This is a genomic window from Dermabacter jinjuensis (assembly GCF_902381725.1).
Taxonomy (GTDB): Bacteria; Actinomycetota; Actinomycetes; order Actinomycetales; family Dermabacteraceae; genus Dermabacter; species Dermabacter hominis.
Genome location: NZ_LR698963.1, coordinates 1146836 through 1171983 on the forward strand (window position 1 = coordinate 1146836; position 25148 = coordinate 1171983).

Genomic DNA, 25148 nt, shown 5'->3' on the forward strand with positions numbered 1-25148 from the left:
CGGAAGCCTCGGCGCTCGCGCCTTACCCGCGCTGAATCGGCAGCGCTGAATCGGCACTAAACCCCCACAACTCCTATGCAATTCGAAAAGGGGGGGAAGCGAAGGCCCCGGGATCCGAGAGGATCTCCGGGGCCTCGTGTGTAGGCAACCGTCGGAACTCGAGAGGTTACGGGGCGGGCGTGAGCCCGAAACCCCCACAACCCCTATGCAATCCGAGAGTCTACTTTTTACCCTGGTTGGCGACGGCCTCTGCCGCCTTACGCGCGGCCTCCTCATCGAGGTAGCGACCGCCCTTGGTGACAGGCTTGAAGTTTTCGTCGAGCTCGTAAACGAGCGGCTGGCCGGTCGGGATGTTGAGGCCGACGATGTCTTCGTCAGAGATGTCGTCGAGGTACTTCACGAGGGCGCGAAGCGAGTTGCCGTGCGCAGCCACGAGAACGGTCTTGCCGGCGGCGAGGTCGGGCTTGATGCCCTCTTCCCAGTAGGGGAGGAAGCGCGCGATGACGTCCTTGAGGCACTCGGCCTTCGGAACCTCGGTGCCCTCGTAGCGGGGGTCGCCGTCCTGGCTGAACTCGCTGCCTTCCTCGATGGCGGGCGGCGGAACATCGAACGAGCGGCGCCACAGCATGAACTGCTCGTCGCCGTACTTGTCGCGGGTCTCGGCCTTGTCGAGACCCTGAAGCGCGCCGTAGTGACGCTCGTTGAGGCGCCAATCGCGCTTCACGGGGATCCAGTGGCGATCAGCGGCATCAAGCGCGAGGTTCGCGGTCATGATGGCGCGGCGCAGGAGCGACGTGTGCACAACGTCGGGAAGGATGCCCGATTCCTTGATGAGCTCGCCGCCATGAGTGGCTTCACCGCGGCCCTTCTCCGAAAGAGGAACGTCGACCCAACCGGTGAACAGGTTCTTTTGATTCCATTCGCTCTCGCCGTGGCGGAGCAGTACCAGTGTGTATGTCATACATCCACCCTACTCGGTCTCGATGAGTATCGTCATGGGACCATCGTTCGTGATACTGAGCTGCATGTGTGCGCCGAATTCGCCCTCGTGCACGGTGAGGCCACGCTCGCGCACCCTGTCAATGACCTGCTGCACGAGCGGCTCCGCAACGGGCCCGGGAGCGGCTTTGTTCCAGCTCGGGCGGCGCCCCTTGCGCACGTCCGCATACAGCGTGAACTGGGAAATGATCATGACGGGCGCGCTCTTATCGAGCGCGGATTTTTCGTCGTCGAGGATGCGCAGTTCGCAGATCTTCCGCGCCATCGTTTCGACCGCGCTCTCGCCGTCGTCGTGCGTGATGCCCAGCAGCACGACGAGGCCCTCGCCCTCGAACTCGCCTGTTGTGCGTCGGGGGCTGTCGTGAGTATCGAGCACCTCGACCTTCGCTCCGTTCACCTTCTGAACGATCGCGCGCATCAGCTCTCTCCTTCCTCGTTGGCCTTTGCTGGAGGATCCTCGGCAGCGTCGGCGCGGTGAGTATTACGCCGCACGGGTTCCGACGGTTGCGCCGCCTCCATCGACTTCAGGAATGTGTGGCGTGCGGGGCGCACGTGAGGGCGTCGCCGCATTCCCGGCACGTAGACGGGGGTCGGCGGGGACATCGTGATGCCCGCGCGCCCGAAGTGTTCGTGGGGCTGTTCGTTGGCGCCGCCGAGCGCGAGTTCCATTTGCTGACCGGACAGCTCGGGAATCGGCGGGAGCGGAATCGTCGGATCCTGCTCGAAGTGGGCGGCGCCGTGGGCGAACGAGGTGTCGGCGCTTGGAACGGATGGCACGATGATCGGCGACGGCGAGGGGTCCTGTTCCGGTTGTCCGGCTGGCGCGCCATCGGCGTCGCCCGCCGGAGCACTCGTCGCCTCGGCATTCGTCGTGGCATCGGTGCGTGGCCGGGTGGCGTCGGATCCGGAAATGAGCCCGCCCGGCATGGGCCCCACGTAGTGCGGCCCGTACTCGGCGACCTGCACCCACGTTTCGGCAACGCGAACCATCGCTTCCGTGGCGCGCTCCCAATCGGGTTCCTGCTGGCGGTGCGGGCCCGTTGCGAGGGAAAGGACGACGCCGGCGGCGCGCAGTGCGAGTTCTTGCGGGTCAACGCGGTTCGCGAAAACGGGATACCACGTGCGAATCGCTTCCGCGACCCGTTCGTGAATGTCGAGCGTCAGGCGACCCTGATTCGCGTAGTCGCCAAGCACGGAGAGGTGGGCGCACAGGCACGCGAGGTCGTCGGCGCGGCGGCCCGGACCAACCCCGTCAATGTCGAGGACGCCAACGACGCGAGAATTGTCCACGAACACTTGCGCCTCGTAAAAGTCGCCGTGGACGACTTCGGTGGGCTCGAGGCCAATGCGACGCTCGACGTCGGCGAGGCCCAGCTCGATGCGGTACACGAGGACATCGAGGCGGTCTTTGAGGGAGGGGAGGCTCGAGGCGACAACGCCAGCGTAAAACTCGGCGGAATCGGTCCACGGCGGGCGCACGGGCTGATCTATCAGGGAAGCGGGGAGGCGGTCGAGCATCGCGACGAGATCCTCGGCGTGGCACGCGCGCTCGCCCTCTTCGATCACCGCCTTCGCGAGAACCGTGCCGGGCAACTCGGCGAGCACGACGAGGCCGTCCGTCGAGCCGAGAACGGCGGGGACCGGAACGCCTGCCTCGAGCAGGCTGTGGTGGAGGTTGACGACGCTCGAGGTCGTGTGCGGCTGGAACACCTTGAGGAACACGTTGCGGTCGGCGAGGGTGGCCTTGAGCACGGCGCGGCGACCGGGGCGGTAGCTCACAACCTCAACCGGCACGGGGGTGCCCTCCGCGAAGCCCGTGGCAACACCGAGACGGGCGAGGGTTTCGTGGAGAACATCCGGGTAGCACACCTGCGGGAGCATCGGCAGCCACGGGTCGTGGGGGTAGCGCCACACGCGCACGTTCATGTCGCCGTCGGTCATCACGAGGGACTGCTCGGGGGCGAGCACGTTCTTTTCCTGCTCACCGATGTGGGCACTCACGCCGAAGAGCTCATCGCGAGGTTCAGCCTCGGCGCCGTCAAGCTCCACCCAGCGCACCTTCGTGCGGAACATTGCTTTCGTGGAGCGCGAAGGGCGGTGGTCGACGTGGTCGAGCGTCCATTCGACGAGCTCGCCGCCCGCGTTGGTGACGGCCGCCTCGAGCACACCTCCGGCCTGGGGCCCCGTGAGAAGCTCGGAACCGTCAAGGGTCTCTGTCATGCCCCCATTGTTGCAGGTTGTGGCCGGGCCCTTCTAAACAGCCGTGTACGCAGGGTGTATGGCACAGACACTTTGTAGGGTGGGGGTATGAGTGAAAACACGACCTCCCGCCCTCGCCCCGAGCTTGGCGGCAACCTGCTTGGCCCGAAGCCGACCTTCCTGCCCGACGAGCTCGATCGCCCCGTTCGCGACCGCGAAGGTGACGACCCGAAGAAGGTCGCTGCTGACCACCCCACCTCCCCGCTCGCCTGGGCGCTCCTCGCCCAGGAGTCAAGTGCCGACGGCGACACGATCGAGGCCTACGCATTCGCGCGCGTCGGCTACCACCGCGGCCTCGACGCGCTGCGCCGCGCCGGCTGGCGAGGCCAGGGTGAAGTCCCCGCCTCCCACGAACCAAACCGCGGTTTTCTTCTGTGCCTCCTGCACCTTGCGCGTGCCGCAGAAGCGATCGGCGAGACCGGCGAGGTAGAACGCCTGAGGGATTTCATCGCCGAATCCGACCCGAGCCTGAGCGACGCCACAACGCTCGCCCCTTAACGTCGGCAATCACCCCGCGTAAAATAGGCCTTTGCTGTTTCGTTACCGCGCGCACCAGGACGCCGCGCACAAGGAGATGTCATGCCCGCGATCGTGATCGTTGGAGCCCAGTGGGGCGATGAAGGAAAGGGAAAGGCAACCGATCTTCTCGGCGATCGCGTCGACTACGTTGTCAAGCCCAACGGCGGCAACAATGCGGGGCACACGGTCGTCGTCCACGGCGAAAAGTTCGAGCTTAAACTCCTCCCCGCGGGGATTCTGTCGCCGAACGCGACGCCCGTGATCGGCAACGGCGTGGTCGTGAACCTCGATGCGCTCTTCGAGGAAATCGACACTCTTGAATCACGCGGCGTCGACACCTCGCACTTGCGCATTTCCGCGAACGCGCACATCGTTGCCCCCTTCCACCAAACGATGGACCGCGTCACCGAGCGCTTCCTCGGCAAGCGCGCAATCGGCACGACCGGCCGCGGCATCGGGCCCGCCTACATGGACAAAGTGGGGCGCCTCGGCATCCGCGTTCAGGACCTATTCGACGAGTCGATCCTGCGCCAAAAGGTTGAAGGCTCGCTTCGCCAGAAGAATGGCGTGCTCGTGAAGCTCTACAACCGTCGGGCCGTAGAGGTTGAGGAGATCGTGGCAGGCCTTCTCCAGTACGCGGAGCGGATCCGCCCCATGGTCGTGGACACGACCGAGATGCTGAACTCGGCGCTCGACCGAGGTGAGCTCGTGCTCATGGAGGGCGGCCAAGCGACCTACCTCGACGTGGACCACGGCACGTACCCGTTCGTGACGAGCTCGAACCCCACCGCGGGTGGCGCGTGCACGGGTTCCGGTATCGGCCCGACGCGCATCGACCGCGCGATCGGCATCGTCAAGGCGTACACGACGCGTGTGGGCGCTGGTCCGTTCCCCACGGAACTCTTCGATAGATGGGGCGAATACCTTCAGCAGAAGGGCCACGAAGTGGGCGTCAATACGGGGCGACCGCGCCGTTGCGGCTGGTACGACGCCCTCATGATTCGCCACGCCGTGCGCATCAACGGTTTCACCGATCTCGTGCTCACGAAGCTCGACATTCTCACGGGTCTCGACGAGGTGCCGATCTGCACCGCCTACGAGATCGATGGCGAAATCCATCGAGACATGCCCATGACGCAAACTGAGTTCCACCACGCGAAGCCCGTGTACGAGACGATGCCCGGGTGGAGCGAAGACATCTCGAAGGCTCGCACGTTCGAGCAGCTTCCGATCGAGGCACAAAACTACGTGCGCCGACTCGAGGAACTTGCCGGCTGCCGCATTTCGGCGATCGGTGTTGGCCCGGACCGCGATGACACGATCGCGGTGCACTCGCTCATTCCCGGCGAGGAACGCCTCGCGGGTGAAGGGTTCGACGGTGCCGGCGCGTAAGCCGATCCCGATCTCCGACGGCACGGCCGCGATCCGTTCGTGGTGCGAGAACGGCAAAGACACGGCGAGACCTACCCTCGCGCTCGCGGTGCGATTCACCCTCCAGGCGCTCGCCGAGGAATACCCGGGCGGCGCCGTCGAACTGCGCGTTCCACCGTTCGGCGCCGTGCAGATCATAGAGGGCACGAGCCACACGCGCGGAACCCCGCCCGCAGTCGTGGAGATGGATGCAGCAACCTGGATGCGCCTTGCGACGGGTGAGCTGACGTGGGCAGAGGGCCGCGCGAAAGGCGGCGGTGTGAGCGCATCCGGCGAACGCAGCGACCTCTCTGAAATTCTGCCCGTGCCGATCGCCCGGAGAATCGCCGCTGAAGAAGCGCCCGCCCGCCCCACTACGACCGAGGAGAATTAACACGTGACGAGCGAGAACACGCCCGAAGCCGGCTCCCTCCCCGCCGATGCCTCCGACGCACACGTCGAGCATCACGGACAGGACGATAGCCAGGCGAATGTTGAGGCCGCTGCGCCAGCTGAGGTCGACTCCGACGATGCGGGTGCCGCGGGCGCGGATCCTCACGCGACGCCGATGCCAACAGCGCTCTTCGTGAGGCGTGAACGCCGCATGAATCTCGGTGGGTGGGTCGTGCTCGCCCTCGTGCTCGGAGCCCTTTCCGGGCTCGTGTGGGGCATGTTCCGGGGTGTTTTCGATGTGGCGCCGCTCGTGATCGCCGCGCTCTACGGGGTTCTCTTTATCGGGGGTGCCCTCGCCCTTCTCGCCGTGATCATCGATTGGCTCCTCGAGCGCACGCGCGCGAAATAGATAACCTGAATTGCATAGGGGTTGTGGGGGTTTCGGAAGCGGATCAAACCCCCGCAACGTCTATGCAATTGGTCGGGCCTCGTGGCAAAACCCCCACAGTCTCTATGCAATTCACGAGGGGCGTGTGCCGTATTAGACTGGATTAGTGCTACCCGCAGACGGACGACTTACCCACGACCTCCTTCCCGACGATCGCCAACCGAAAGACGAATGCGGCGTTTTTGGCGTGTTCGCGCCAGGAGAAGACGTCGCCACCCTCACCTACTTCGGGCTCTATGCGCTTCAGCACCGCGGCCAGGAGTCGGCGGGCATCGCGACCTCAAACGGCGAAAAGATCCTCGTCTACAAAGACATGGGTCTCGTCTCGCAAGTGTTCGACGAAGGCAATCTCAAGACTCTTCAGGGCCACATGGCCGTGGGCCACACGCGCTATTCCACGACCGGGGCAAGCCACTGGGTGAATGCCCAGCCGACGCTCGGCCCTCGCCCCGATGGCACGATCGCCCTCGCCCACAATGGCAACCTCGTGAACACCCTCGAGCTCCTCGAGCTTCTCCACGAGCGCCAGGGCAGCGCGAAAATCGGTGAGCTCAAGCAGGGCAACACGACCGACACGGCGATCGTGACGGCGCTTCTCAATCACGACGGGAGCCTCGAGGAGAACCTCAAAGACCTCATGGGCCGTATCCGCGGTGCCTACTGCTTCGTGCTCATGAATGAAAAGACCCTGTACGCGGCGCGCGACCCGCAAGGCATCCGCCCGCTCGTGCTCGGCAGGCTGTCGAACGGGTGGGTTGTGGCCTCCGAGACCGCCGCCCTCGACATTTGCGGCGCGAGCTTCGTGCGCGAAGTAGCGCCCGGCGAGCTCATCGCGATTGACGAAGACGGCTTGCGCTGCGAGCAGGTCCTCGAACCCGCGCGCAAGAGCTGCGTATTCGAGTACGTCTACCTCTCGCGCCCTGACACGAACCTCAATGGGCGGAGCGTGAACGAGTCGCGCATCGAGATGGGGCGCGAGCTTGCGCGCGAACACCCCGTCGACGCTGACCTCGTGATCCCCACGCCCGAATCGGGCACACCCGCCGCGATCGGGTACGCCCAAGAATCCGGCATCCCCTACGGGCAGGGCATGGTCAAGAACGCCTACGTGGGTCGCACGTTCATCCAGCCCACGCAAACACTTCGACAGCTCGGTATTCGCCTCAAGCTCAACCCGCTTCGCGAAGTTATCGAGGGCAAGCGCCTCGTGGTTATCGACGATTCAATCGTGCGCGGCAACACGCAGCGAGCCGTGGTTCGCATGCTCCGCGAGGCGGGCGCGAGCGAGGTGCACGTACGGATCAGCTCACCGCCTGTGAAGTGGCCCTGCTATTACGGCATCGACTTTGCGGATCGCGCCCAACTCATTGCCAACGGTCTTGATACCGAAGAGATCTGCCGGTCGATCGGTGCCGACTCCCTCGGATACATCAGCTTTGACGGCATGGTCCGCGCGACCGCGCAACAACCGAACCAGCTGTGCTCTGCATGCTTCACCGGGGAATATCCCATCCCACTGCCCGCTCCCGATTCCGAGGGCCGCGAACTGCTTGGCATGGCCGACAAGGAGATCCAGAAATGACCAACGCACCGAAAGGCGAGGGCCTCACCTACGCCGCTGCCGGCGTCGACACGCACGCGGGGGACCGCGCCGTCGAACTCATGAAGGCCGCCGTAAAAAAGACCCACGGCGCGAGCGTCGTGGACGGTGTTGGCGGCTTCGCCGGTCTCATCGACGTGAGTGCACTCAAAAACTACGAGCGGCCCTTGCTCGCCTCGAGTACCGACGGCGTGGGGACGAAAATCGCGATCGCCCAGGCGCTCGATGTGCACGACACGATCGGTCAGGACCTCGTGGCGATGGTCGTAGACGACATCGTCGTGAGCGGTGCGAAACCGCTCGCCATGACCGACTACATCGCGTGCGGGAAGGTTCACCCCGAGCGGATCGCCAACATCGTGCGCGGCATCGCCGAGGGCTGCATCCTTGCCGAGACCGCACTCGTGGGCGGCGAAACGGCCGAGCACCCCGGCCTCATGGGCGAGAATGATTACGACGTGGCGGGCGCAGCCGTCGGCGTCGTCGAAGCCTCCCAGATGCTCGGCGCCGAGCGTGTGAAAGCCGGCGACGTTCTCATCGGCATGGACTCCAGCGGCCTGCACTCCAACGGCTATTCCCTCGTGCGCGCCGTCGTCGACCACGCAGGGCTGAGCCTTGACCAACACATCGACGATTTCGGCAAGACCCTCGGCGAGGAACTCCTTACCCCGACCCACATCTACAGCGCACAGATCCTGCGCGTACTCGAGAAGGCAGGCGTCGGAAACCTCCACGCACTCTCTCATGTGACGGGCGGTGGCCTTGCCGCGAATCTTGCCCGTGTGATTCCCACCGATTGTGGCGCTCACGTTCGCCGTGGCTCTTGGGAGCCCGGTGCGGTGTTCCGCGCGATCGGCGAGTGGGGAAATGTGCCGCTCGCGGACCTCGAGGCGACTCTCAACATGGGTATTGGCATGGTCGCGGTTGTGAGCGAAGAAAGCGCCGACGCGGTTGTGCGGCATTTCGAGGCCGAGGGCGTGCGCTCGCGGGTGATCGGCGAAGTCACCCGGCGCGAGGATCTTGCACAGCCGCGCGGCGAAAGCGATGTGCTCGTGCAGGGGGCAAAGGGGGCGCACGGCGGCCCCGTCCTCGTCACTACGTAACTGTCCCCAAAAATCTGAATTGCATAGGCGCTGCGGGGGTTTTGGGCGCGAACCAAACCCCCACAAACCCTATGCAATTCGAGGGGGCGGGGACCGGGGAGGGGGTGGGCTTCACCGCATAAAAAATGACGCCCCCAAACGGCTGTAGTTCTCGCGAATTACCTTCGTTTGGCGGCGTCAGTTCACAATGAAGGGGCGGTCAGGACTCCTCGTCCTCGTCAGCCCAGTCGTCGTACTCGCTTGCCCACTTGTCTTCGTAGCGGTCATCTTCGTCCCACGAAGCGGACTCGTTCTTTTTCCCGCTCAGCTCACGCTGAAGAGCGTTGAGATCCGTGGGCGGGCTGTAGTACTTGAGGTCCCGAGCAATCTTGGCCTGCTTGGCTTTCTGACGGCCACGACCCATAGGTACGACCCCCTGTGCGTCGAACATGCGGGCGTCTTTCGCCCTGGAGAGTAAGTTTCGGACTCTAGGTTACACTGCGGCGCCTGGGACTTAAAGTAGAAGCAGGCCCGCGCGGGGCCACGTCACACCCGACGGCGGCTCCGTCACCGGGAAAAATGCCCTGCTACCGAGTGCGAATAGCGACGAAAGAAAGCTCCAGCCATGTCCGCCGAACACGACCGCACCTATCCGCCCGTTGACGATTCAGCTCTCGTCGCGCATGGTTTCGACATCAGCCACCACGACGGCGGCGAGGACGCACTCGGGCCGTGGGGATTCACGACGATCGCGCGGCCCGCACCGAAAGAGCGAGCGACGGGCGCCATCGCGTTGTACCTCCACGGCTGGAGCGACTACTTCTTTCACCCGCACGTCGCGAACTTCTTTAACGACCGCGGCTACGATTTTTGGGCGATCGACCTGCGCCGAAACGGTCGTTCGCTGCGCGAGGGAGATGTGGCGACCGCGATTGGCGACCTAAGCGACTACGCAGAGGAGATCAGCCGCACGATCGACATGGCGAGCACGGCCGCCCGCGAGCGTGGCCTCACCCCAAAGAAACCGGTCATCTATGCCCACTCGACGGGAGGGATCACGACGGTCACTTGGGCGGCGAGGAACCCGGGGCAAGCGTCGGCCCTTCTGCTCAATTCGCCGTGGCTCGAACTGCATGGCGGGCCGCTCGTCCGCCGAGCCCTCCTTCCTATGCTCGAGGCGCTCGCGCGCACGCGGCCCCTAAGCTCGGTAATTCCGGGCACGCCCGATTTTTATGCCCGGACGCTTCACACCCACTTTGGGGGGCATTGGGATTGGCATGTGCCGTACAAGCCGTTCGAGTCGTTCCCGATGCCGGCATGCACACTCGCTGCCGTTGCACGGGCCCAGAATCAGCTCGCGAGCGGGCTCAATATCCGCGAGCCTATTTTCATGACGGCCTCGACGCGATCCGCTCTCGAACCGTTTTTCACGCGCCGTGCCTACACGAGCGATGCGATCTTGAACGTCGAGCAGCAGGTGAGGAACGCGCGCAACGCGGGGCGAGATCTGACGATCGCGCGGATTCCTGGAGCAACGCACGACATGGCCCTCGCGTTCGAGGCCCCGAGGAAGATGTTTTTCGCTGAGCTTGCCGCATTCATGGAGAGGCGCGGACTTTAGGCCCTTCTGGCCTTGGCGTCAGCCTCGGCATCGCGAACCCCGATCGGGATGGCGAGCGCACCGGCGAGGGCAGGCGTGAGTATTTGGCTGAGCGTGAACGCGAGCGCACACGACACAGCCGCGGCGTTTGGTGCGCCGCATTGCACGAGGGCCCACGCGACGCCGACGTCGATCACGCCGATGCCTCCCGGCGTGAGAGGGATGAGGGCGAGTAAGCGGCTGAGGGCATAGATGCCGAAGAGGAGGAGCGGGCTGATGGTGAAGCCGTAGCCGAACGTGCACCAGGCAATGAACGCGAGGCCCTGCACTATGCGCGCAATGGTGGGGGCGCCGAGGATCAAGGCGCGTGAACCCTGAGCGTCGGCGATCGCCATGTTGCGCGTGGCGAGGGCGGGTGTGACGATGTCGCGGCTTCGCCCGCCGTAGCCCTCGTGGAAGGCGTCGGTGATCGTTTGCACGCGTTCGAGGAGTGTGCGCAGCAGTGTTTCGCTCGAGGCTAGTCCGAGCGCCGTGCTCGTAAGGGCGAGGCCGAGCGCGGCGGCAACGACGAGGGCGATGCGGACCCACAGCGGAATGTCGAGCGGGGCGAGAGCGAGGAGGGTAACGGCGAGGATCGGCAGGAGGATCTGCGCGAGGATGTCGGCGATCGAAGCCAGAAGGGTGCCCGAGGCGATCGTTTTCGCGCTCGCCCCCGCGCGTTTGAGTCGAGCGTAGATAAGGCCGAGGGAGATGGTTGATCCCATCGGGATTGCGACGGTGACGGCTTGGGCAACAGCATTCGTTTCGGCGCTGGCCCTGAGGCTCACGCCGCGAAAGCAGGCGGAAAAACCGATTGAGTCGATCGCGAGGACGACAAGCGCGACCGCGAGGAGCGCGAGGACCCACCACACGCTGATCCCGGTGAAGGACGCGAAAATGTGTGTCCACGATGTGTCGAGAGCGCGGGGGATGAGCCACACGATCAGAATTGCTGCGAGGGCAATGGAGCCGACGGCGAGCAGGGCGCGCGTAAGTTTTTGTTCGCGTGTGAGGGGCGTGGGGCTGGAGGAGTCGTTCATCGCGGACCATTCTCGCAGAAACGCGCGGTCTCGACGTGATGCGAGCGACCCCGTCGGGGCCCCTGAGTTTAAATGTCTCACCCCTTTCGTAGAGTGGAGTCATGCATACGTTCATGATGATTTTTGTTTTCCTCCACATCCTTTGTTGGGCCGGCGCCTTCGGCATGTGGATCGCCGCTGCCAAGAACCGCCAGCCTCGTCCCGGCATGGCGCACATGGCCGCTGCCGCACCCGTGTTTGGCCTGATCGCCGCCCTCATTGGGATCGCCGCAGACATGGGTATCAACCACATGGTGATCGGTATCAAGCTTGTGCTGTCGGTCATCGTTGCGGTGTGTGCGTTCATCGCGATCAAGAAGCGCGAAGCAACGCCCGCGCCGGTCTGGTTCGCGATTCCTACGGGCATCGTCGTGAATATCGCGGTTGCGCTGTTCATGTGAGAGCGCGTGTAAGCGCCCCCGTGCACGGGCAAGCCGCTACACGGGGTAGGCCCGCAGCGCATGAACCTGTGCATGCGCGCCCACGCATCCGTTAACTATCCGCCCTATCCGTACGTGAAGGTGCCTCTATGTCCTCGCTTTTTGACGATTTTCCACTTCCCGAATCCTTCCGCGCGCTTGGCGAGGCCGGGAAGGGAATCAAAGGCGAGGGTGGCACGGGTGCGCGCGCACAGAGCGGGGGTGCGCGAGGGGAGTCCGACGCTTGCCCGCCTCCCGACGAATGGGATTTTTCCGAGGATGCCCCGCCCGAGGATTGGGAAACCGCGTTTGACGAGCAGGTGTCGCAATCGCCCAATCCCGAGGCGGGGGTGAACTTTGAGCCGGTTCCGGATGAGCCCGAGCCCGTGCGTCATGAGAGTTTTGCGGCCTGGGGCGGGCGCGATGAGGCTGCTCTCGAGGAGATCGTCGAGGGGCTCAACCCGCCCCAGCGCGATGCGGTCGAACATCGCGGCTCCCCGCTGTTGATCGTTGCCGGGGCAGGCTCCGGCAAGACCCGCGTGCTGACCCGCCGCATCGCTCACCTTTTGCGAAGTGGAGAGGCTCTTCCGGGCGAAATTCTCGCGATCACCTTCACGAACAAAGCTGCCTCCGAGATGAAGGAGAGGGTTGAGGCGCTCATTGGGCCCGCGGCCCGGTACATGTGGGTGTCGACCTTCCACTCGGCGTGCGTGCGTATTTTGCGGCGAGATGCGGCCGCAGCCGGGCTCAAGTCCACGTTCTCGATCTACGACTCGGCAGACTCCAAGCGGCTCATCACGAACATCGCGAAGGACATGGGGCTCGACTCGAAAAGGCACTCGCCCCGAGCGTTCCAGGCAAAAATCTCCTCCCTCAAGAACGAGCTCGTGACGCCCGAGGAATACGCTGCCCAGGCGGAGAACGCGAAGAACCCCGCCGAACGGATGATCTCGCAGATCTACACCCAGTACCAGGAGCGGCTGCGCACGGCGAACGCCGTGGACTTCGACGACTTGATCGCACTGACTGTGCGCCTGCTCGCCGAGAATCCGGGGATTCGCGAAGGCTATCGCCGTCGGTTCCGGCACGTGCTCGTGGATGAGTATCAGGACACGAATACCGCGCAGTACAGGCTTGTGCGCGAGCTCGTCGGCGATGACCCTCATGCGGACCTCACGGTCGTGGGCGACTCGGACCAGTCGATCTATGCGTTCCGCGGCGCGACGATCCGCAACATCATCGAGTTCGAGCAGGATTTCCCGAGCGCCCGCACGATCGTGCTCGAGCAAAACTACCGCTCGACCCAAACGATCCTCAGCGCCGCGAACGCGGTCATCAAGGAAAACCAGGGCAGGCGGCCCAAGAAGCTGTGGACCGATCAGGGCGAGGGCCAGCAGATCACGCTGTATGTGGCCGACGATGAGCAGGGCGAGGCGCGGTACATCACCCGCCAGATTGATGCTCTCATCGATGAGGGGGCGAAGGCTGGCGACATCGCGGTGTTCTATCGGGCGAATGCCCAGTCCCGCGCGCTTGAGGATCAGCTCATTCGCGTGGGTCTCCCGTACAAGGTTGTGGGCGGAACGCGCTTTTATGAGCGGCGAGAAATTAAGGACGCGATCGCGTACCTTCGCGTGCTGACGAACCCCGCAGATGAAATCAATCTGCGCCGCATCCTCAATACGCCAAAGCGCGGAATCGGCGAGAGGGCTGAGGCCGCCGTGTCAGTGCTCGCGGAGCAGGAGCGGATCAGTTTTGGCGAGGCGCTCGAGCGTGCGAGCGAAGCTCCCGGCATTGCAACGCGCTCCCTGGGCGCGATTGAGAAGTTCGTGTCACTCATGTCGCGCGTGCGCGAAAAGGTCGAAAAGGGCGAGGGCCCGAGCGACGTTCTCGAAGAGATCCTGAGCGAGAGCGGGTATTACGCCTCCCTCCAGAGCAGCGACGATCCCCAGGATGAATCCCGCCTCGAGAACCTCGCGGAGCTCGTGAGTGTCGCCGCTGACTTCGAGGCGGATCTCGCGGCCGCCGAAGCCGCGGCTTCCGAGTTCGAGGACGAGCCGGGCGGCCCCGAGGCCCCTAGTGGTTCGCTCGTCGATCAGTTCCTCGAAAAGGTTTCGCTGGTCGCCGACTCCGATCAGATCCCCGAGGGCGACGATCAGTTCGTGACCCTCATGACCCTCCATACCGCGAAGGGCCTCGAGTTCCCGATCGTGTTCCTCACGGGCATGGAAGACGGCACCTTCCCGCACCAGCGGACCCTCGCCGACCCGAAAGAACTCGAGGAGGAGCGCCGCCTCGCCTACGTGGGGATTACCCGAGCGCGCGAGCGGCTGTTCATTACGCGTGCGAGCGTGCGCGCCGCGTGGGGCACGCCGCAGTTCTTCCCCGCGTCCCGGTTCCTCGAAGAGATCCCCGAGGCCCTCGTGCACGTAGCGCGCGCAGGCAACGCGCGTGCGTACGCCGATTTCGGCGGTGGCTTTGGTGGCGGCTTCGGCGGTTCCGACGGTTGGGGTACTTCGAGCAGGCGTGGCCCATCTGTTACCGGCGTAGGCGTCGGCGGCGGCCGCCGCGACGTATCGCGGCCGAGTTTCGGTTCCGGCAAGAAGGCGAAGACGGCGAGCGAAATCCCGAACCTCGAGGTTGGCGACCGCGTGACGCACGACAGCTTCGGCATGGGGACCGTCGTTTCCGCGACCGGGGCGGGGGAGAAGCTCCAGGTCGAGGTCCAGTTCCGGGAGCCGCACGGGAAAAAGCGCCTCCTGGTGCGCTACGCGCCGATTACGAAGCTCTGAGCGAGTGGGGCCGGCGACCGTCCGGGCATCCGTTTCTCGGGCTCGAGACGCAGTTTTTCTCGACCCTCGTGAGTTTCGGGCTGTACGTCTCGCAGGCACGCGGTAGATTCGTAGCAGGTCCCATGCGCACATGGGCATCTCGCACTAAGGAGTGACATTGCGAATCGGAATCCCGAGAGAAACACTCGAGGATCAGCCGCTCGTCGCCGCCACGCCCGACACCGTACGCAAGCTCCGGAAGCTTGGTTACGACGTCGCGGTTGAGCGCGGTGCTGGGGAGCGCGCTTCATACCTCGATGCCGCCTACGCCGACGCTGGCGCCGAGATCGTGGGGGAGGAGGTGTGGCAGTCCGATATCGTGACGACGCTCGATACGCCCCCGCGCGAGATGCGCGAGAGGATGCTCGCCGGTGCCGTGCTCATTTCTCGCATGGCGCCGGGTCGCAACCCGGAGCTCATCGACGAACTCAAGGAGCATCGCCTGACGGCTCTCGCGATGGACGCGGTGCCTCGTATTTCGCGAGCACAGTCGATGGATGTGCTCAGTTCGATGGCGAACATTGCCGGCTATCGCGCGGTGATCGAGGCGGCGAGCAACTTTGGGCGTCTCTTTACGGGGCAGGTCACGGCGGCTGGCAAGGTGCCGCCCGCGAACGTGTATGTAATCGGGGCCGGCGTTGCGGGTCTCGCGGCTATCGGAACGGCGAATTCGATGGGCGCGATCGTGAAGGCTACCGATCTTCGCCCCGAGGCTGCCGAGCAGGTCGAGTCGATGGGCGCGGAGTTCGTCCCGATCGAGGCGAAGACGGAGAAGTCTGAGGATGGCTACGCGAAGGAGATGACGGCGGACCAAGCGAAGGCGGCCGCGGAGCTCTATTCGCGGCAGTCGGCCGAGGCGGACATCGTCATTACGACCGCGAATATCCCGGGCCGCAAGGCGCCGGTGCTTCTCACCGCCGCTGATGTTCAGAACATGAAGCCCGGCTCGGTGATCGTGGATATGGCTGCCGCGAACGGCGGCAACTGTGAGTTGACGAGGCCTGGCGAGGTCTACCAGATCGAGAATGGCGTGACGATCGTGGGCCACACCGACCTCGCGGGCCGGCTTCCCGGTCAGGCGAGCCAGCTGTACGGGCAGAACATCGTGAACCTCATGAAGCTCGTGACGCCTCAGAAGAATGGCGTGATGATGCTCGATTTCGAGGACACGATCGTTCGTGGCATCACGGTGACGTTCGCGCACGATGGCCAGGCGGATGTGCTGTGGCCACCGCCTCCCGTGAAGGTGTCGGCGGCGCCTGCACCTGCACCCGAAGCGGCACCGGCTCCTGCCGAAGCGCCCGAAGCGAAGAAGTCCCACGCGGGGACTATCGCGGCGATCATTGGTGGAATCCTCGGTGTGGCGCTTGTGCTTGCGAGCCCCTTCCAGGTGGCGGAGCAGTACATGGTGCTCATGCTCGCGATCGTGGTGGGCTACTACGTGATCACGTCGGTCACGCATTCGCTGCACACGCCGCTCATGAGCGAGACGAACGCGATTTCCGGGATTATTCTCGTGGGCGCGATTTTGCAGGTGGGCAGCGCGAATATTGCCGTGGCGATTCTGTCGTTCATCGCGATCGTGATTGCGAGCATCAACATTTTTGGCGGGTTTACGGTCACGCACCGCATGCTCTCCATGTTTTCGAGGGAGGGCTGATCGATGGACATGCAGCTGGTTGACTGGACGTTGAGGCTCACGACCCTCGCCTACATTGCCGCGGCCATTCTCTTCATCCTCGCGCTCGTGGGGCTCAGCGCGCAAAAGAGCGCGAAGCGCGGCAACATTTTTGGTGCGGCCGGTATGGCCATTGCGCTCGTTGCCACGATCGCGCGTGCGCTCGCGAACTCGCACGTGGATCCCGAGCATTTCAACGGCCCGATCGTCACCCTCATCTTGATCATTCTCGCGATGGGGATTGGCGCCGGCGTCGGCATTCCGCTCGCGAAGAAGGTGGAGATGACGGGCATGCCCGAGCTCATCGCCATGCTTCACTCGTTTGTGGGTCTTTCGGCGGTGCTGATTGGCTTTAATAGCTTCCTTCATCCGCACGGTATTTCCCCCGCGATGGAGACCTTCCATTTGGGCGAGGTGGCGCTCGGTATTTTCATCGGCGCCGTGACGTTCACGGGCTCGATCGTGGCTTACCTCAAGCTTTCGGCGAAGATCAAGGGCGCGCCGCTCATGCTTCCGGGCCGCAATTGGATCAACCTCGGCGTCCTCGTTCTCTCGCTCGTTCTCACGATCGCGTTCATGGCGAGCGGCGGCGAGGGCTTTGCCGGCTGGGCCTCGATTCTTCTGCTCACGATCCTTGCGCTCTTCCTTGGCTTCCACCTGGTGGCGGCGATCGGCGGTGGCGACATGCCCGTCGTCGTCTCGATGCTCAACAGCTACTCGGGCTGGGCCGCGGCGGCCGCGGGCTTCATGCTCGGCAACAACCTGCTCATCATCACGGGTGCGCTCGTCGGCTCGTCGGGTGCGTACCTGAGCTACATCATGTGCAAGGCGATGAACCGTTCGTTCATCTCGGTGATCCTCGGCGGGTTTGGTTCCGACGGTGGCTCCTCCACCGTCGAGCGTGATTACGGGCAGCACACCGAGATCACGCCTGAAGAGACGGCGGAGCTTCTCAAGGGTGCCTCGACGGTCATGATCACTCCCGGCTACGGCATGGCTGTGGCACAGGCGCAGTACCCGGTCGCGGAACTCACGAAGAAGCTCCGCGAACACGGCGTGGAGGTCACGTTTGGTATTCACCCGGTTGCGGGCCGCTTGCCCGGGCACATGAATGTCCTTCTTGCCGAGGCGAAAGTTCCCTACGACATCGTGCTTGAGATGGACGAGGTGAACGACGACTTCGCCGACGTTGATGTCGTGCTTGTGATTGGCGCGAATGACACGGTGAATCCGATTGCCGAGGAGCCGGGCAGCCCGATCGCGGGCATGCCCGTGCTCAAGGTGTGGGACGCGAAGCGTGTCGTCGTGTTCAAGCGGTCGATGGGCGCCGGATACGCGGGCGTTCAGAACCCGCTGTTCTTCAACGAGAACACGGACATGCTGCTCGGCGACGCGAAGACTTCCGTCGAGGCAATTTCGAAGGCGCTCTAGCCTCTCTCGTTCAGCCAAGGGCCCCGCGCGCACCCGTAGTGGGTGGGCGCGAGGCCCTTTTATGCGGCAATCTTGCCCGCGGGTCCTAGGGCCGGAGTCAGGAGTCGAGGAGCGCTTTGAGCATTGGCTCGATGTTTTCGCGCTTCACGAAATCGGTGTCCGTGCCCCACGTGTCGAGCATTTCCTGGTCGTTCGCGTGGCGCTTGCTCGCGGGCACCGCCTTCATGAAAGCGTGTACGCCGGTGAGTGCAGCCTTGTGGGCGAAAGACACCTTGGAGTGGGCAAGTCCGCCGCGCGCGTGGAAGCGTTCGGTGCGCGCATACACGTCACTCGGGAGGTTCGCGCGATGAACTTTATCGACTTCGTCGGTGCGGCTCGGGTCAGCCCAGGCAACGGAGAGCAAGGCGAGGCGGGCGCCTTCGAAAGCGTGCGCGGCACTCACGAAGGCCTTGACGTCGTGGAGCTTACCCGCATAGTTGCCGCCCGCGTACACGACGAGGTCGGGTTCACCTCCGAGCGTCTCTCGTGCCGCCTCGACGGTGAATCCTTTGGTGGTGAGGGTGTGCACGTCCCAGCCCGCATCCGTGAGGGCGCTCGCGATCATCTCGGCGTATCGGCCGGAGTGCCCGTAGATCGAGGCGTTGAGGATGAGGGCTTTCATGGGTGCTCCTTCGCGGTCGTGTTCGGTACTTCCAGCCTGCCACGCACCGCCGCGTACGGGCAGGGACCACCGGTGCCCGGCGCTCAGGCTGTCACGTTAATGAGCGCGAGCGCCCCGCGTTCGAGGTCCGCAAACTGATGATTGACGGCCTTGTAGGTGCCTTCCTCGTGGAACACCATTTCGACGAAACCTCCCTGGCAGCTGCCGAGGTCGAGAGCTTGCGAGCCGCCGCCGGTGGTGTTGTCGGGCTGCAGCAGGTATTTGCCTTCCTTGAAGACGGTGTCAAAAACGGTACCGACGACGTGGAAGGCAATCCCTCGACTCGGCCCGGCGGCGAGTACCCAGATGCGCACGCGCTCGCCGACCTTCGCTTCGAGGGGTGCGTGCACGTACTGGTTCGCGTGTCCGTTGAACACGGTGAAGTCGGGGCGTTCGGCGAAGATTTTTTCCGAGGAGATGGCGTGAACCGCGCAACCGTCGGGCCCCTGAACAGGGCTTCCATCCGCGCCGGTGCTGGCCTCCGGGGTGAGGTAGTGCTCGGATTGGACGAGCACGTATTCGCGGTCGGCCTGTGCAAGTCCCTGTGGCGGGACGATGAGGATTCCATACATGCCGCCAGACAGGTGCATGGTCATGGGTGCGGTCGAGCAGTGGTAGAGCCACGCGCCCGCGTAGTCAGTGGTGAAGGGGTACACGAGGCTCTCGCCGGGCGCGATCGTGCGCATGTAGGTGCTCGGCGCGACGGTGCCGGCGTGGAAGTCGATCGAGTGGCCCATCTCGCCGCTGTTGGTGAGGGTTAATTCGACTTTTCCGCCAAGGGGGGAGGTGACGACGGGCCCCATGACCTCGCCGTTGTACACCATCGATTCCATCGCGATGCCGGGTGCGATCTCGAGGTTCGCCTCGGTCACGTCGAAGGCGAGTTTTTGCGGCGTACCGGGGGAGGGGACTGCAGGCACGACCGGGTCACGCCGCGTGCGTGAGGTACCTGGCGCGGCAGTGAGGTCGGCGCTTACTCGGGTGAGGGGGTCGGTTCCGACGCCTGCTGCGCCAGCGTTGCCGCCCTCGGTTTCGCTCGTGCTCGCCCCGGTTGGGGTGATCTTGAGGGTCATGCCCATCGCGCGGTGACCGACGATCGAACACCAGCCTTCGACGGGTTCCGTGATGATGCCGGCCTCGAGCACGGCGGTGTCGCCTGGGTGGAGGCGCGCCGTGTGTGGGCCCGTGGCGAGAACGAGGTCGTGAGTATTCGCGGGATCGACGTTGCGGACCTCGATTTCGAGTCGGTCACCCGCGGGCACCTCGAGCGTGTTCGGAACGAAGCGCATGTCGGCATTCGCCTCGACCTTGAGGCGCGTCGTGCGACCGGTCGGGGCGATGGCGGGGCCCGCACCGTTCGTGTGCTCGGCCCCTCCGGCGGGGTTTCCGACGGCCGCCGCGCCTGCAAGGGTGCCGTCGAAAGCGCGCCCGACCGCGGCAAGGGAGAACACGGTCCCTACGCCAGCGAGTGCGCTCGTAAGGTGGCGCCGGTCGAGCATCGCGGGTTCGCGCGAGGGCTGTGCTTCGCGCGCGTCCGCACGAGGTGCACTCACGGCAGAGGACGTGGATGCCGAAGTAGCACCGCCTGCTGCGTGCATCGGTGCGGTCGGTGCGCCCACTCCCGGCATGCCAAGCTGCGCCGAGCGCTCCTTGAACTCGAGGCGCTCGCGCAGATTCACCTTGACCATGCGGAGCATGAGGACGATGAACGACGCGAGTACGATAAACGCCACCGCCGACACGAGAACGCGCGTGACCGAGCCGAACTGGCTCGGCGCGAAGGTGCCGAATGTGAGAGCACCAAAGAGCGCCTCGCCAACCGTGCCGGTGACGCTCGCGAACGCGAACATGCCAAGTGCGAGGTTGAGTGTCACTACGCGGAAGATCGCCCAGCGGCTCATGACGGCGAGACCCGCCTTGAGAGCGCGCGGACCGCCGCCCATCGAGGCCGGCAGAAGGTAGCTCATCGCGCCCAGGAGAAGTTGCAAGAGGAAGCCCGCGACGAAGGGGACGCTCAGATCGTGGAGGCGTGCCGCGGTGAGCGAGAAGTTGAGGGGCGAGGTGACCGGGGAACCGTCGGAACTGCCGATCGAGCTGAACCACAGCCCCCACAGCGCCACGCACGTGCCGAGAAACCACAGCGCGGCCGTGCCGATCGAGAGCACGGGGAAGAGGGCGAGCGGCTCGCGACGGGTTTGCTGAGCCGATTGTCGCGCAAGCGCCACGAGGAGCGAGCCGAGGACGACCTGACCGAGAATGTAGAGGGTGAGGCCCGCGAGCCCCACGAGGACGTTGTCGACGAGCGCACCGAGCATCGCGATGAGCGTGCCGATCACCATGACGATGAGGAAACGCGAGGCGCGCGAGGCTTTCGCCGTATCGAGCTTCGTGCGCAAGACCGTGGGCCAGAGCGTGAGCAGCGTTGCCGAGACCGTGACGCCCACGAAACCGAGGATATTGACGACTTGATGAGCGAGGAGCAGACGCCCCTGCCACGGTTCGCCGGGGGAGAAGGCGAGGATCGCGCCGAGCGTTGCACCGAAGGGGAGGAGGCACGCGGCAATGAGGTAGGCCCGCACGACGAACGAGAAACGCGGGGCGAGGGCTGCTTTGAGCTGCGCGCCAAGCGCAAAGGCATACCAGAGGATCATGGCGCTCACGCCGACGGCACCGAGCACCGTGACGGGCGGGAGATTCGCGAGCATGCCCGCCATCGTGAGCACAATCGACGCCGTGAGGCCCCAAATGCGCCCCACTTGCGTCGGGCGGGATTCCTCGGCGAGGCGAGTCTTAAGGAGCGCCTCCGTGAAGTGCTGGCCCCAAATCATGATCGATGTCGTCACGAGGCCGAGCGTCACCATGTGCACGAGTAGCCACCGAAACTGCGGGATGAACGGGTGCGCGGCGACGGCGATCACGAGCGCGATCATCCAGTAGGAGACGGGTTTCGTGGCCTTCCTGTGCCAGCTGCGGCGGGTGAAGCCTTTGGGGCGATTCTCGGTCGAGTGCAAGGCTGACCTTCCGTGCGGGGACGACAAACGGGGCGCGAAAAGCGCCCCGTTCATGCTATCGACGAAAAGGGAACTCGATCAGGACTTAAACCTCTTGACCTTCGCGCCTTCGGGGAGCTCCTCGCCAGGAATGCCCTCCGGATCGTCGAGGTCTGTTTCTTCGTAGGCGTCCTGCATGAGAGCGGCAATGATCCGCAAGAGCACGATCACCGCGAGGAGGATGAGCATCCACGTCACCGGAATAGGGATGATCCTCGAGAACACAAACCAGATCGCGCCGAGCGAGAGGGCGATGATTGACGTGTCGCGCAGGGCCGCGAGCAGGCGCTTCGTCATATTCGCGCGGCGATACCGGCGCCCCGCGACCTTCGCGGCCGCGCGCATCGTCTTTGCCGATTCGCTCGCCGAGTTCTTCGCGCTCTCGGCGCCACGGCGCACGTTATCGGCTGCTTTCGCCTCCCACACTTTCTGCGCTCCGCTCGCGTAGGCGCGGGCCTCCCGCTGCACGGCGCGCTTCGCGCCGGGAGCCTGCTTGCGCGCCGTGTTGCGGGCCGCCTTCGCGTAGGTCTTCCAACTGGCCATTACTTCTCATCCCTCATGCGGATATCGCCATCGCGTCTGTCGCGCACATTCGCGCGGCCTTCGCGGATCGCGGCGCGCTCGCGGTCGCGACGCCATTCGTAGTAGTAGGAAAGCCCCACGTTGAGCGCGAGCGTGAGCAGGATCGACAGCACGAGGCTTGCGAACTTCGCCTTGATCCCCATGAGTGAGAGGACCACGAAAAAGAGCGTCATGACCACGACGGAAAAGAAAAGGTGATCCATGATGCGCTGGCGGAGCGTTCTACGCTGGGGGCGGGGGCTCGTCATTGTTCCATCGTAACGGGCCCGGTATGGCGGGTGTGACGGGCGCGCGGGTGTCCGCTGAGCCGCTTGGCTGTGGCGATCCCCTAACCTGGAGTGACAATTGCCTGCCATGAAAGGACCCCCGTGGACCTTCTCGAACATCACGCGCGTGAGCTATTCGCCCGCCACGGCGTTCCCGTTCTCGACGCCCGTCTCGCGACTACACCGCAGGAAGCGCGCACAGCCGCGGAGTCGCTCGACTCTCCCGTGCTGGTCGTGAAGGCCCAGGTCAAGGTCGGCGGTCGCGGAAAGGCCGGCGGCGTTCGGGTCGTTCGCACTCCAGCGGAAGCCGAAGATGCAGCCCGCGCGATCCTCGGTATGGACATCAAGGGGCACACGGTGCATTCCGTCCTGGTTACCGAGGGCGCCGAGATCGCCGAGGAACACTACTTTTCGATTCTTCTCGACCGCTCGGCGCACGGCCTCACGGCGCTGTGCTCGAAAGAGGGAGGCGTCGAGATCGAGCAACTCGCCAAAGACAAGCCCGAGGCGCTCGCGCGCCACGAAATCGACCCGCTCGAGGGCCTCACGGCGGAAGCATCGCGCGATCTTCTCGAAGCTGCGGGCTTCGATGCCGAGCAGATCGGCGCCATCGTCCCGGTTCTCGAACGGCTTTGGGAGGTTTATCGCGACGAAGACGCGACTCTCGTCGAGGTCAACCCCCTCGTGACCACCACGAGGGGAGAGATCCTCGCCCTCGACGGCAAAGTGTCGATCGACGATAACTCGCTGTTTCGTCACGACGACCTTGCCGCCCTCGCCTCAACCGACAGCAAGGACCCCCTGGAGGAAGAGGCCCAGCGCCTCGGCCTCAATTACGTGAAGCTCGACGGCGAAGTCGGCGTTGTGGGCAACGGTGCAGGCCTCGTGATGTCGTCTCTCGACGTTGTCGCTTACGCGGGTCGCGACTTCGGCGGGATTCATCCGGCGAACTTCCTCGATATCGGCGGCGGTGCATCGGCGAGCGTCATGGCCGATGGGCTCGGGTTGGTCCTCGCCGACCCTCAGGTGAAAAGCGTATTTATCAACGTGTTTGGCGGTATTACCGCGTGCGATCAAGTCGCCCTCGGCATCGTCGGCGCCCTCGAGAGAATCGGCGACCGCGCAGCGAAGCCGATTGTCGTGCGACTCGACGGCAACGCCGTGGAGGAGGGGCGCGAGGTTCTTCGCCGCGCGAAGCACCCGCTCGTGCACATCGCGGATTCAATGGACGACGCCGCGAGGCAAGCCGCCGCGCTCGCCGCTGGAAAGTAGGGCAATCATGGCGATTTTTCTTGACGACAACTCCCGCATCATCGTGCAGGGCATCACCGGAAGCGAGGGTCTCAAGCACGCGCGCCGCATGAGCGCCGCGGGCGCCCAGATCGTGGGTGGGGTCAACCCGAAGAAAGCCGGGAGCGACGTGGACCTCGGCAACCGTCGGACCCCGGTTTTCGGCACGGTGGCCGAAGCGATGCGCGAAACCGGCGCGAATGTCTCCGTGGTTTTCGTGCCGCCCAGGTTTGCGAAGGGGGCCGTGATCGAAGCGATCGAGGCGGGTATGCCACTCGTCGTCGTCATCACGGAGGGCATCCCTGTTCTGGACACCGTCGAGTTTTATGCGCGCGCGCAGCGCAGTGGTCGCACGCGCATCATCGGGCCGAACTGCCCGGGGATCGTCTCGCCGGGTCTGTCCAACGCGGGGATCATCCCCGACCACATCACGGGCCCGGGCCCGATCGGGCTCGTTTCTAAATCCGGCACCCTCACGTACCAGATGATGCACGAACTCTCCGACATCGGCTTCACGACCGCGATCGGAATCGGCGGCGACCCGGTCGTGGGCACGAGCCACATCGATGCCCTCGATGCTTTCGAAGCAGACCCCGCGACGGAGGTGATCGTCATGATCGGTGAAATCGGGGGAGACGCCGAGGAGCGCGCCGCCGAATTCATCCGCGCGAAGGTCACGAAACCCGTCGTCGGCTATATCGCTGGCTTCACCGCTCCCGAAGGCAAAACAATGGGGCACGCGGGCGCTATTGTGAGCGGCTCAAGCGGAACGGCGCGCGCGAAGAAGGCGGCGCTCGAGTCTTCGGGTGTGCGCGTGGGAACGAGTCCGAGTGAGACCGCGAGGCTCGTACGAGAGGGCCTCTAGCGGGCGTCCCCTCCCGTCACGGATAGGCGAAGCTCGACCTCGCTCGCTCGCGAGTCCTGCACCGCGTTCGCTGTCTCAAGATTGCGACAAGTTGCGCGCCCCGCGACGCCGGCACACTCAGTAGCCTTGCCGCATGAGTACATCAGGACCCACCAGGAAAACGCCGAGCGAGGCCCCACGCTTCAACCCCTCGATGCTTGAGGGCGCTTCGAATTGGGACTCCACGCCCGCGCGCACCTCTCGCAGCGGCGCGTTCCTCAAGTACCTCTTTGGCACGGGTCTCGGCCTCGCCGCGCTCTCGCTCGTGCTGAGCTTTCTCGGTCTTGTCTGCGTCGTGTGCTCGTTCGTCGAACCTTTCGAGCGCTTTGGCCTTGGAACACTGCCCCTCGCGGCTCTCGCGCTCGTGCTCGCGTTTTTGAGCGTCCGCCTTTCGCAGCGACAGGGCGGAAGCGTCCTCCTCTCGTTTGCCGCGATCGCCGCCTCGTTCCCGCTCGTGTTCTTCGGGCTGACTCCGTACGCGTTTATGTTCCTCATGCCGGTGGGGAAGGCCTGAGATCCGACGGTTTCTCGCCCCACGCGTTGCCAAAGGTTTCTAAGGAAGCCGCTTT

23 protein-coding genes are annotated in these 25148 nt (G+C 64.6%); 14 read left to right on the top strand and 9 right to left on the bottom strand.

Annotated features, from left to right (window positions below; translation table 11 throughout):
* Positions 1-220 precede the first annotated feature (220 nt).
* From FXY94_RS04925 to FXY94_RS04935, 3 genes are read right to left on the bottom strand one after another with little or no spacing between them, the layout of a single operon-like run.
* Positions 221-961, bottom strand: coding sequence for a phosphoglyceromutase (locus tag FXY94_RS04925; RefSeq protein WP_016663919.1), 741 nt, complete (start codon positions 959-961; stop codon positions 221-223).
* A 9-nt stretch (positions 962-970) separates the two neighbouring features.
* Positions 971-1417: a D-aminoacyl-tRNA deacylase gene (dtd, locus tag FXY94_RS04930; RefSeq protein WP_016663920.1), complete on the bottom strand. Its 447-nt coding sequence runs from the start codon at positions 1415-1417 to the stop codon at positions 971-973.
* Positions 1417-3219: a phosphotransferase family protein gene (locus FXY94_RS04935; RefSeq protein ID WP_016663921.1), complete on the bottom strand. Its 1803-nt coding sequence runs from the start codon at positions 3217-3219 to the stop codon at positions 1417-1419. Before FXY94_RS04935 ends, dtd begins: the two co-directional genes overlap by 1 nt.
* A gap of 87 nt (positions 3220-3306) precedes the next feature.
* Here FXY94_RS04935 and FXY94_RS04940 point away from each other — a divergent pair, with 87 nt between their 5' ends.
* The 6 genes from FXY94_RS04940 (at position 3307) to purM (ending at position 8731) form a co-directional block, all read left to right on the top strand.
* Positions 3307-3756, top strand: coding sequence for a DUF3151 domain-containing protein (locus FXY94_RS04940; protein WP_016663922.1), 450 nt, complete (start codon positions 3307-3309; stop codon positions 3754-3756).
* Between the two features lie 81 nt (positions 3757-3837).
* Complete coding sequence (locus FXY94_RS04945) at positions 3838-5169, top strand: adenylosuccinate synthase (RefSeq protein ID WP_016663923.1); 1332 nt, start codon at positions 3838-3840, stop codon at positions 5167-5169.
* Positions 5141-5581 (top strand): sterol carrier family protein, encoded by a 441-nt coding sequence (locus tag FXY94_RS04950; protein ID WP_369707158.1) that lies wholly within the window; start codon positions 5141-5143, stop codon positions 5579-5581. The genes FXY94_RS04945 and FXY94_RS04950 overlap by 29 nt, the downstream gene beginning before the upstream one ends.
* Positions 5582-5584: 3 nt before the next feature.
* Positions 5585-5989: a hypothetical protein gene (locus FXY94_RS04955; protein ID WP_016663925.1), complete on the top strand. Its 405-nt coding sequence runs from the start codon at positions 5585-5587 to the stop codon at positions 5987-5989.
* 145 nt (positions 5990-6134) lie between these two features.
* Positions 6135-7610 carry an amidophosphoribosyltransferase gene (gene purF / locus FXY94_RS04960; protein WP_016663926.1) on the top strand — a complete coding sequence of 492 codons (1476 nt, stop codon included), beginning with the start codon at positions 6135-6137 and terminating at the stop codon, positions 7608-7610.
* Positions 7607-8731 carry a phosphoribosylformylglycinamidine cyclo-ligase gene (purM, locus tag FXY94_RS04965; RefSeq protein ID WP_016663927.1) on the top strand — a complete coding sequence of 375 codons (1125 nt, stop codon included), beginning with the start codon at positions 7607-7609 and terminating at the stop codon, positions 8729-8731. The genes purF and purM overlap by 4 nt, the downstream gene beginning before the upstream one ends.
* A 199-nt stretch (positions 8732-8930) precedes the next feature.
* Here purM and FXY94_RS04970 read toward each other — a convergent pair whose 3' ends face one another.
* Positions 8931-9134 (bottom strand): DUF3073 domain-containing protein, encoded by a 204-nt coding sequence (locus FXY94_RS04970; RefSeq protein ID WP_016663928.1) that lies wholly within the window; start codon positions 9132-9134, stop codon positions 8931-8933.
* Positions 9135-9335: 201 nt separating this feature from the next.
* On the opposite strand from FXY94_RS04970, the gene FXY94_RS04975 reads away from it, so the two are divergent.
* Entirely contained in the window at positions 9336-10331 is a 996-nt protein-coding gene (locus FXY94_RS04975) for an alpha/beta hydrolase (protein ID WP_016663929.1), read from the top strand.
* On the opposite strand, the gene FXY94_RS04980 is transcribed toward FXY94_RS04975, so the two are convergent.
* Positions 10328-11389: a lysylphosphatidylglycerol synthase domain-containing protein gene (locus FXY94_RS04980; RefSeq protein WP_016663930.1), complete on the bottom strand. Its 1062-nt coding sequence runs from the start codon at positions 11387-11389 to the stop codon at positions 10328-10330. The genes FXY94_RS04975 and FXY94_RS04980 overlap by 4 nt on opposite strands.
* Positions 11390-11490: 101 nt before the next feature.
* Here FXY94_RS04980 and FXY94_RS04985 point away from each other — a divergent pair, with 101 nt between their 5' ends.
* The 4 genes from FXY94_RS04985 to pntB all read left to right on the top strand — a co-directional run bounded on the left by FXY94_RS04985 (position 11491) and on the right by pntB (position 17787).
* Positions 11491-11829 (top strand): hypothetical protein, encoded by a 339-nt coding sequence (locus tag FXY94_RS04985; protein ID WP_016663931.1) that lies wholly within the window; start codon positions 11491-11493, stop codon positions 11827-11829.
* Positions 11830-11957: 128 nt separating this feature from the next.
* On the top strand, positions 11958-14639 hold the full coding sequence (gene pcrA / locus FXY94_RS04990; protein WP_016663932.1) for a DNA helicase PcrA: 2682 nt from the start codon (positions 11958-11960) through the stop codon (positions 14637-14639).
* A 157-nt stretch (positions 14640-14796) separates the two neighbouring features.
* A complete protein-coding gene (locus FXY94_RS04995; protein ID WP_016663933.1) occupies positions 14797-16338 on the top strand; it encodes a Re/Si-specific NAD(P)(+) transhydrogenase subunit alpha in 1542 nt (513 codons plus the stop codon).
* 3 nt (positions 16339-16341) lie between these two features.
* Positions 16342-17787, top strand: a complete 1446-nt coding sequence (pntB, locus tag FXY94_RS05000) for a Re/Si-specific NAD(P)(+) transhydrogenase subunit beta (protein WP_016663934.1) — start codon at positions 16342-16344, stop codon at positions 17785-17787.
* Between the two features lie 97 nt (positions 17788-17884).
* Here pntB and FXY94_RS05005 read toward each other — a convergent pair whose 3' ends face one another.
* From FXY94_RS05005 to FXY94_RS05020, 4 genes are all read right to left on the bottom strand, one after another.
* A complete protein-coding gene (locus FXY94_RS05005; RefSeq protein WP_016663935.1) occupies positions 17885-18448 on the bottom strand; it encodes a flavodoxin domain-containing protein in 564 nt (187 codons plus the stop codon).
* Between the two features lie 83 nt (positions 18449-18531).
* The gene (locus FXY94_RS05010) at positions 18532-21498 is read right to left on the bottom strand and encodes a multicopper oxidase domain-containing protein (RefSeq protein ID WP_016663936.1); all 2967 of its coding nucleotides are present in this window, start codon (positions 21496-21498) and stop codon (positions 18532-18534) included.
* Positions 21499-21576: 78 nt separating this feature from the next.
* On the bottom strand, positions 21577-22080 hold the full coding sequence (locus FXY94_RS05015) for a hypothetical protein (protein WP_016663937.1): 504 nt from the start codon (positions 22078-22080) through the stop codon (positions 21577-21579).
* Positions 22080-22367 (bottom strand): hypothetical protein, encoded by a 288-nt coding sequence (locus FXY94_RS05020; protein WP_016663938.1) that lies wholly within the window; start codon positions 22365-22367, stop codon positions 22080-22082. Before FXY94_RS05020 ends, FXY94_RS05015 begins: the two co-directional genes overlap by 1 nt.
* A gap of 120 nt (positions 22368-22487) precedes the next feature.
* Between FXY94_RS05020 and sucC the strand changes: the two genes are divergently transcribed.
* The 3 genes from sucC to FXY94_RS05035 all read left to right on the top strand — a co-directional run bounded on the left by sucC (position 22488) and on the right by FXY94_RS05035 (position 25093).
* The gene (gene sucC, locus FXY94_RS05025) at positions 22488-23657 is read left to right on the top strand and encodes an ADP-forming succinate--CoA ligase subunit beta (RefSeq protein WP_016663939.1); all 1170 of its coding nucleotides are present in this window, start codon (positions 22488-22490) and stop codon (positions 23655-23657) included.
* A 7-nt stretch (positions 23658-23664) separates the two neighbouring features.
* Positions 23665-24540 (top strand): succinate--CoA ligase subunit alpha, encoded by an 876-nt coding sequence (gene sucD, locus FXY94_RS05030; protein ID WP_016663940.1) that lies wholly within the window; start codon positions 23665-23667, stop codon positions 24538-24540.
* A 133-nt stretch (positions 24541-24673) separates the two neighbouring features.
* A complete protein-coding gene (locus FXY94_RS05035) occupies positions 24674-25093 on the top strand; it encodes a hypothetical protein (RefSeq protein WP_016663941.1) in 420 nt (139 codons plus the stop codon).
* The last annotated feature ends 55 nt before the right edge of the window (positions 25094-25148 follow it).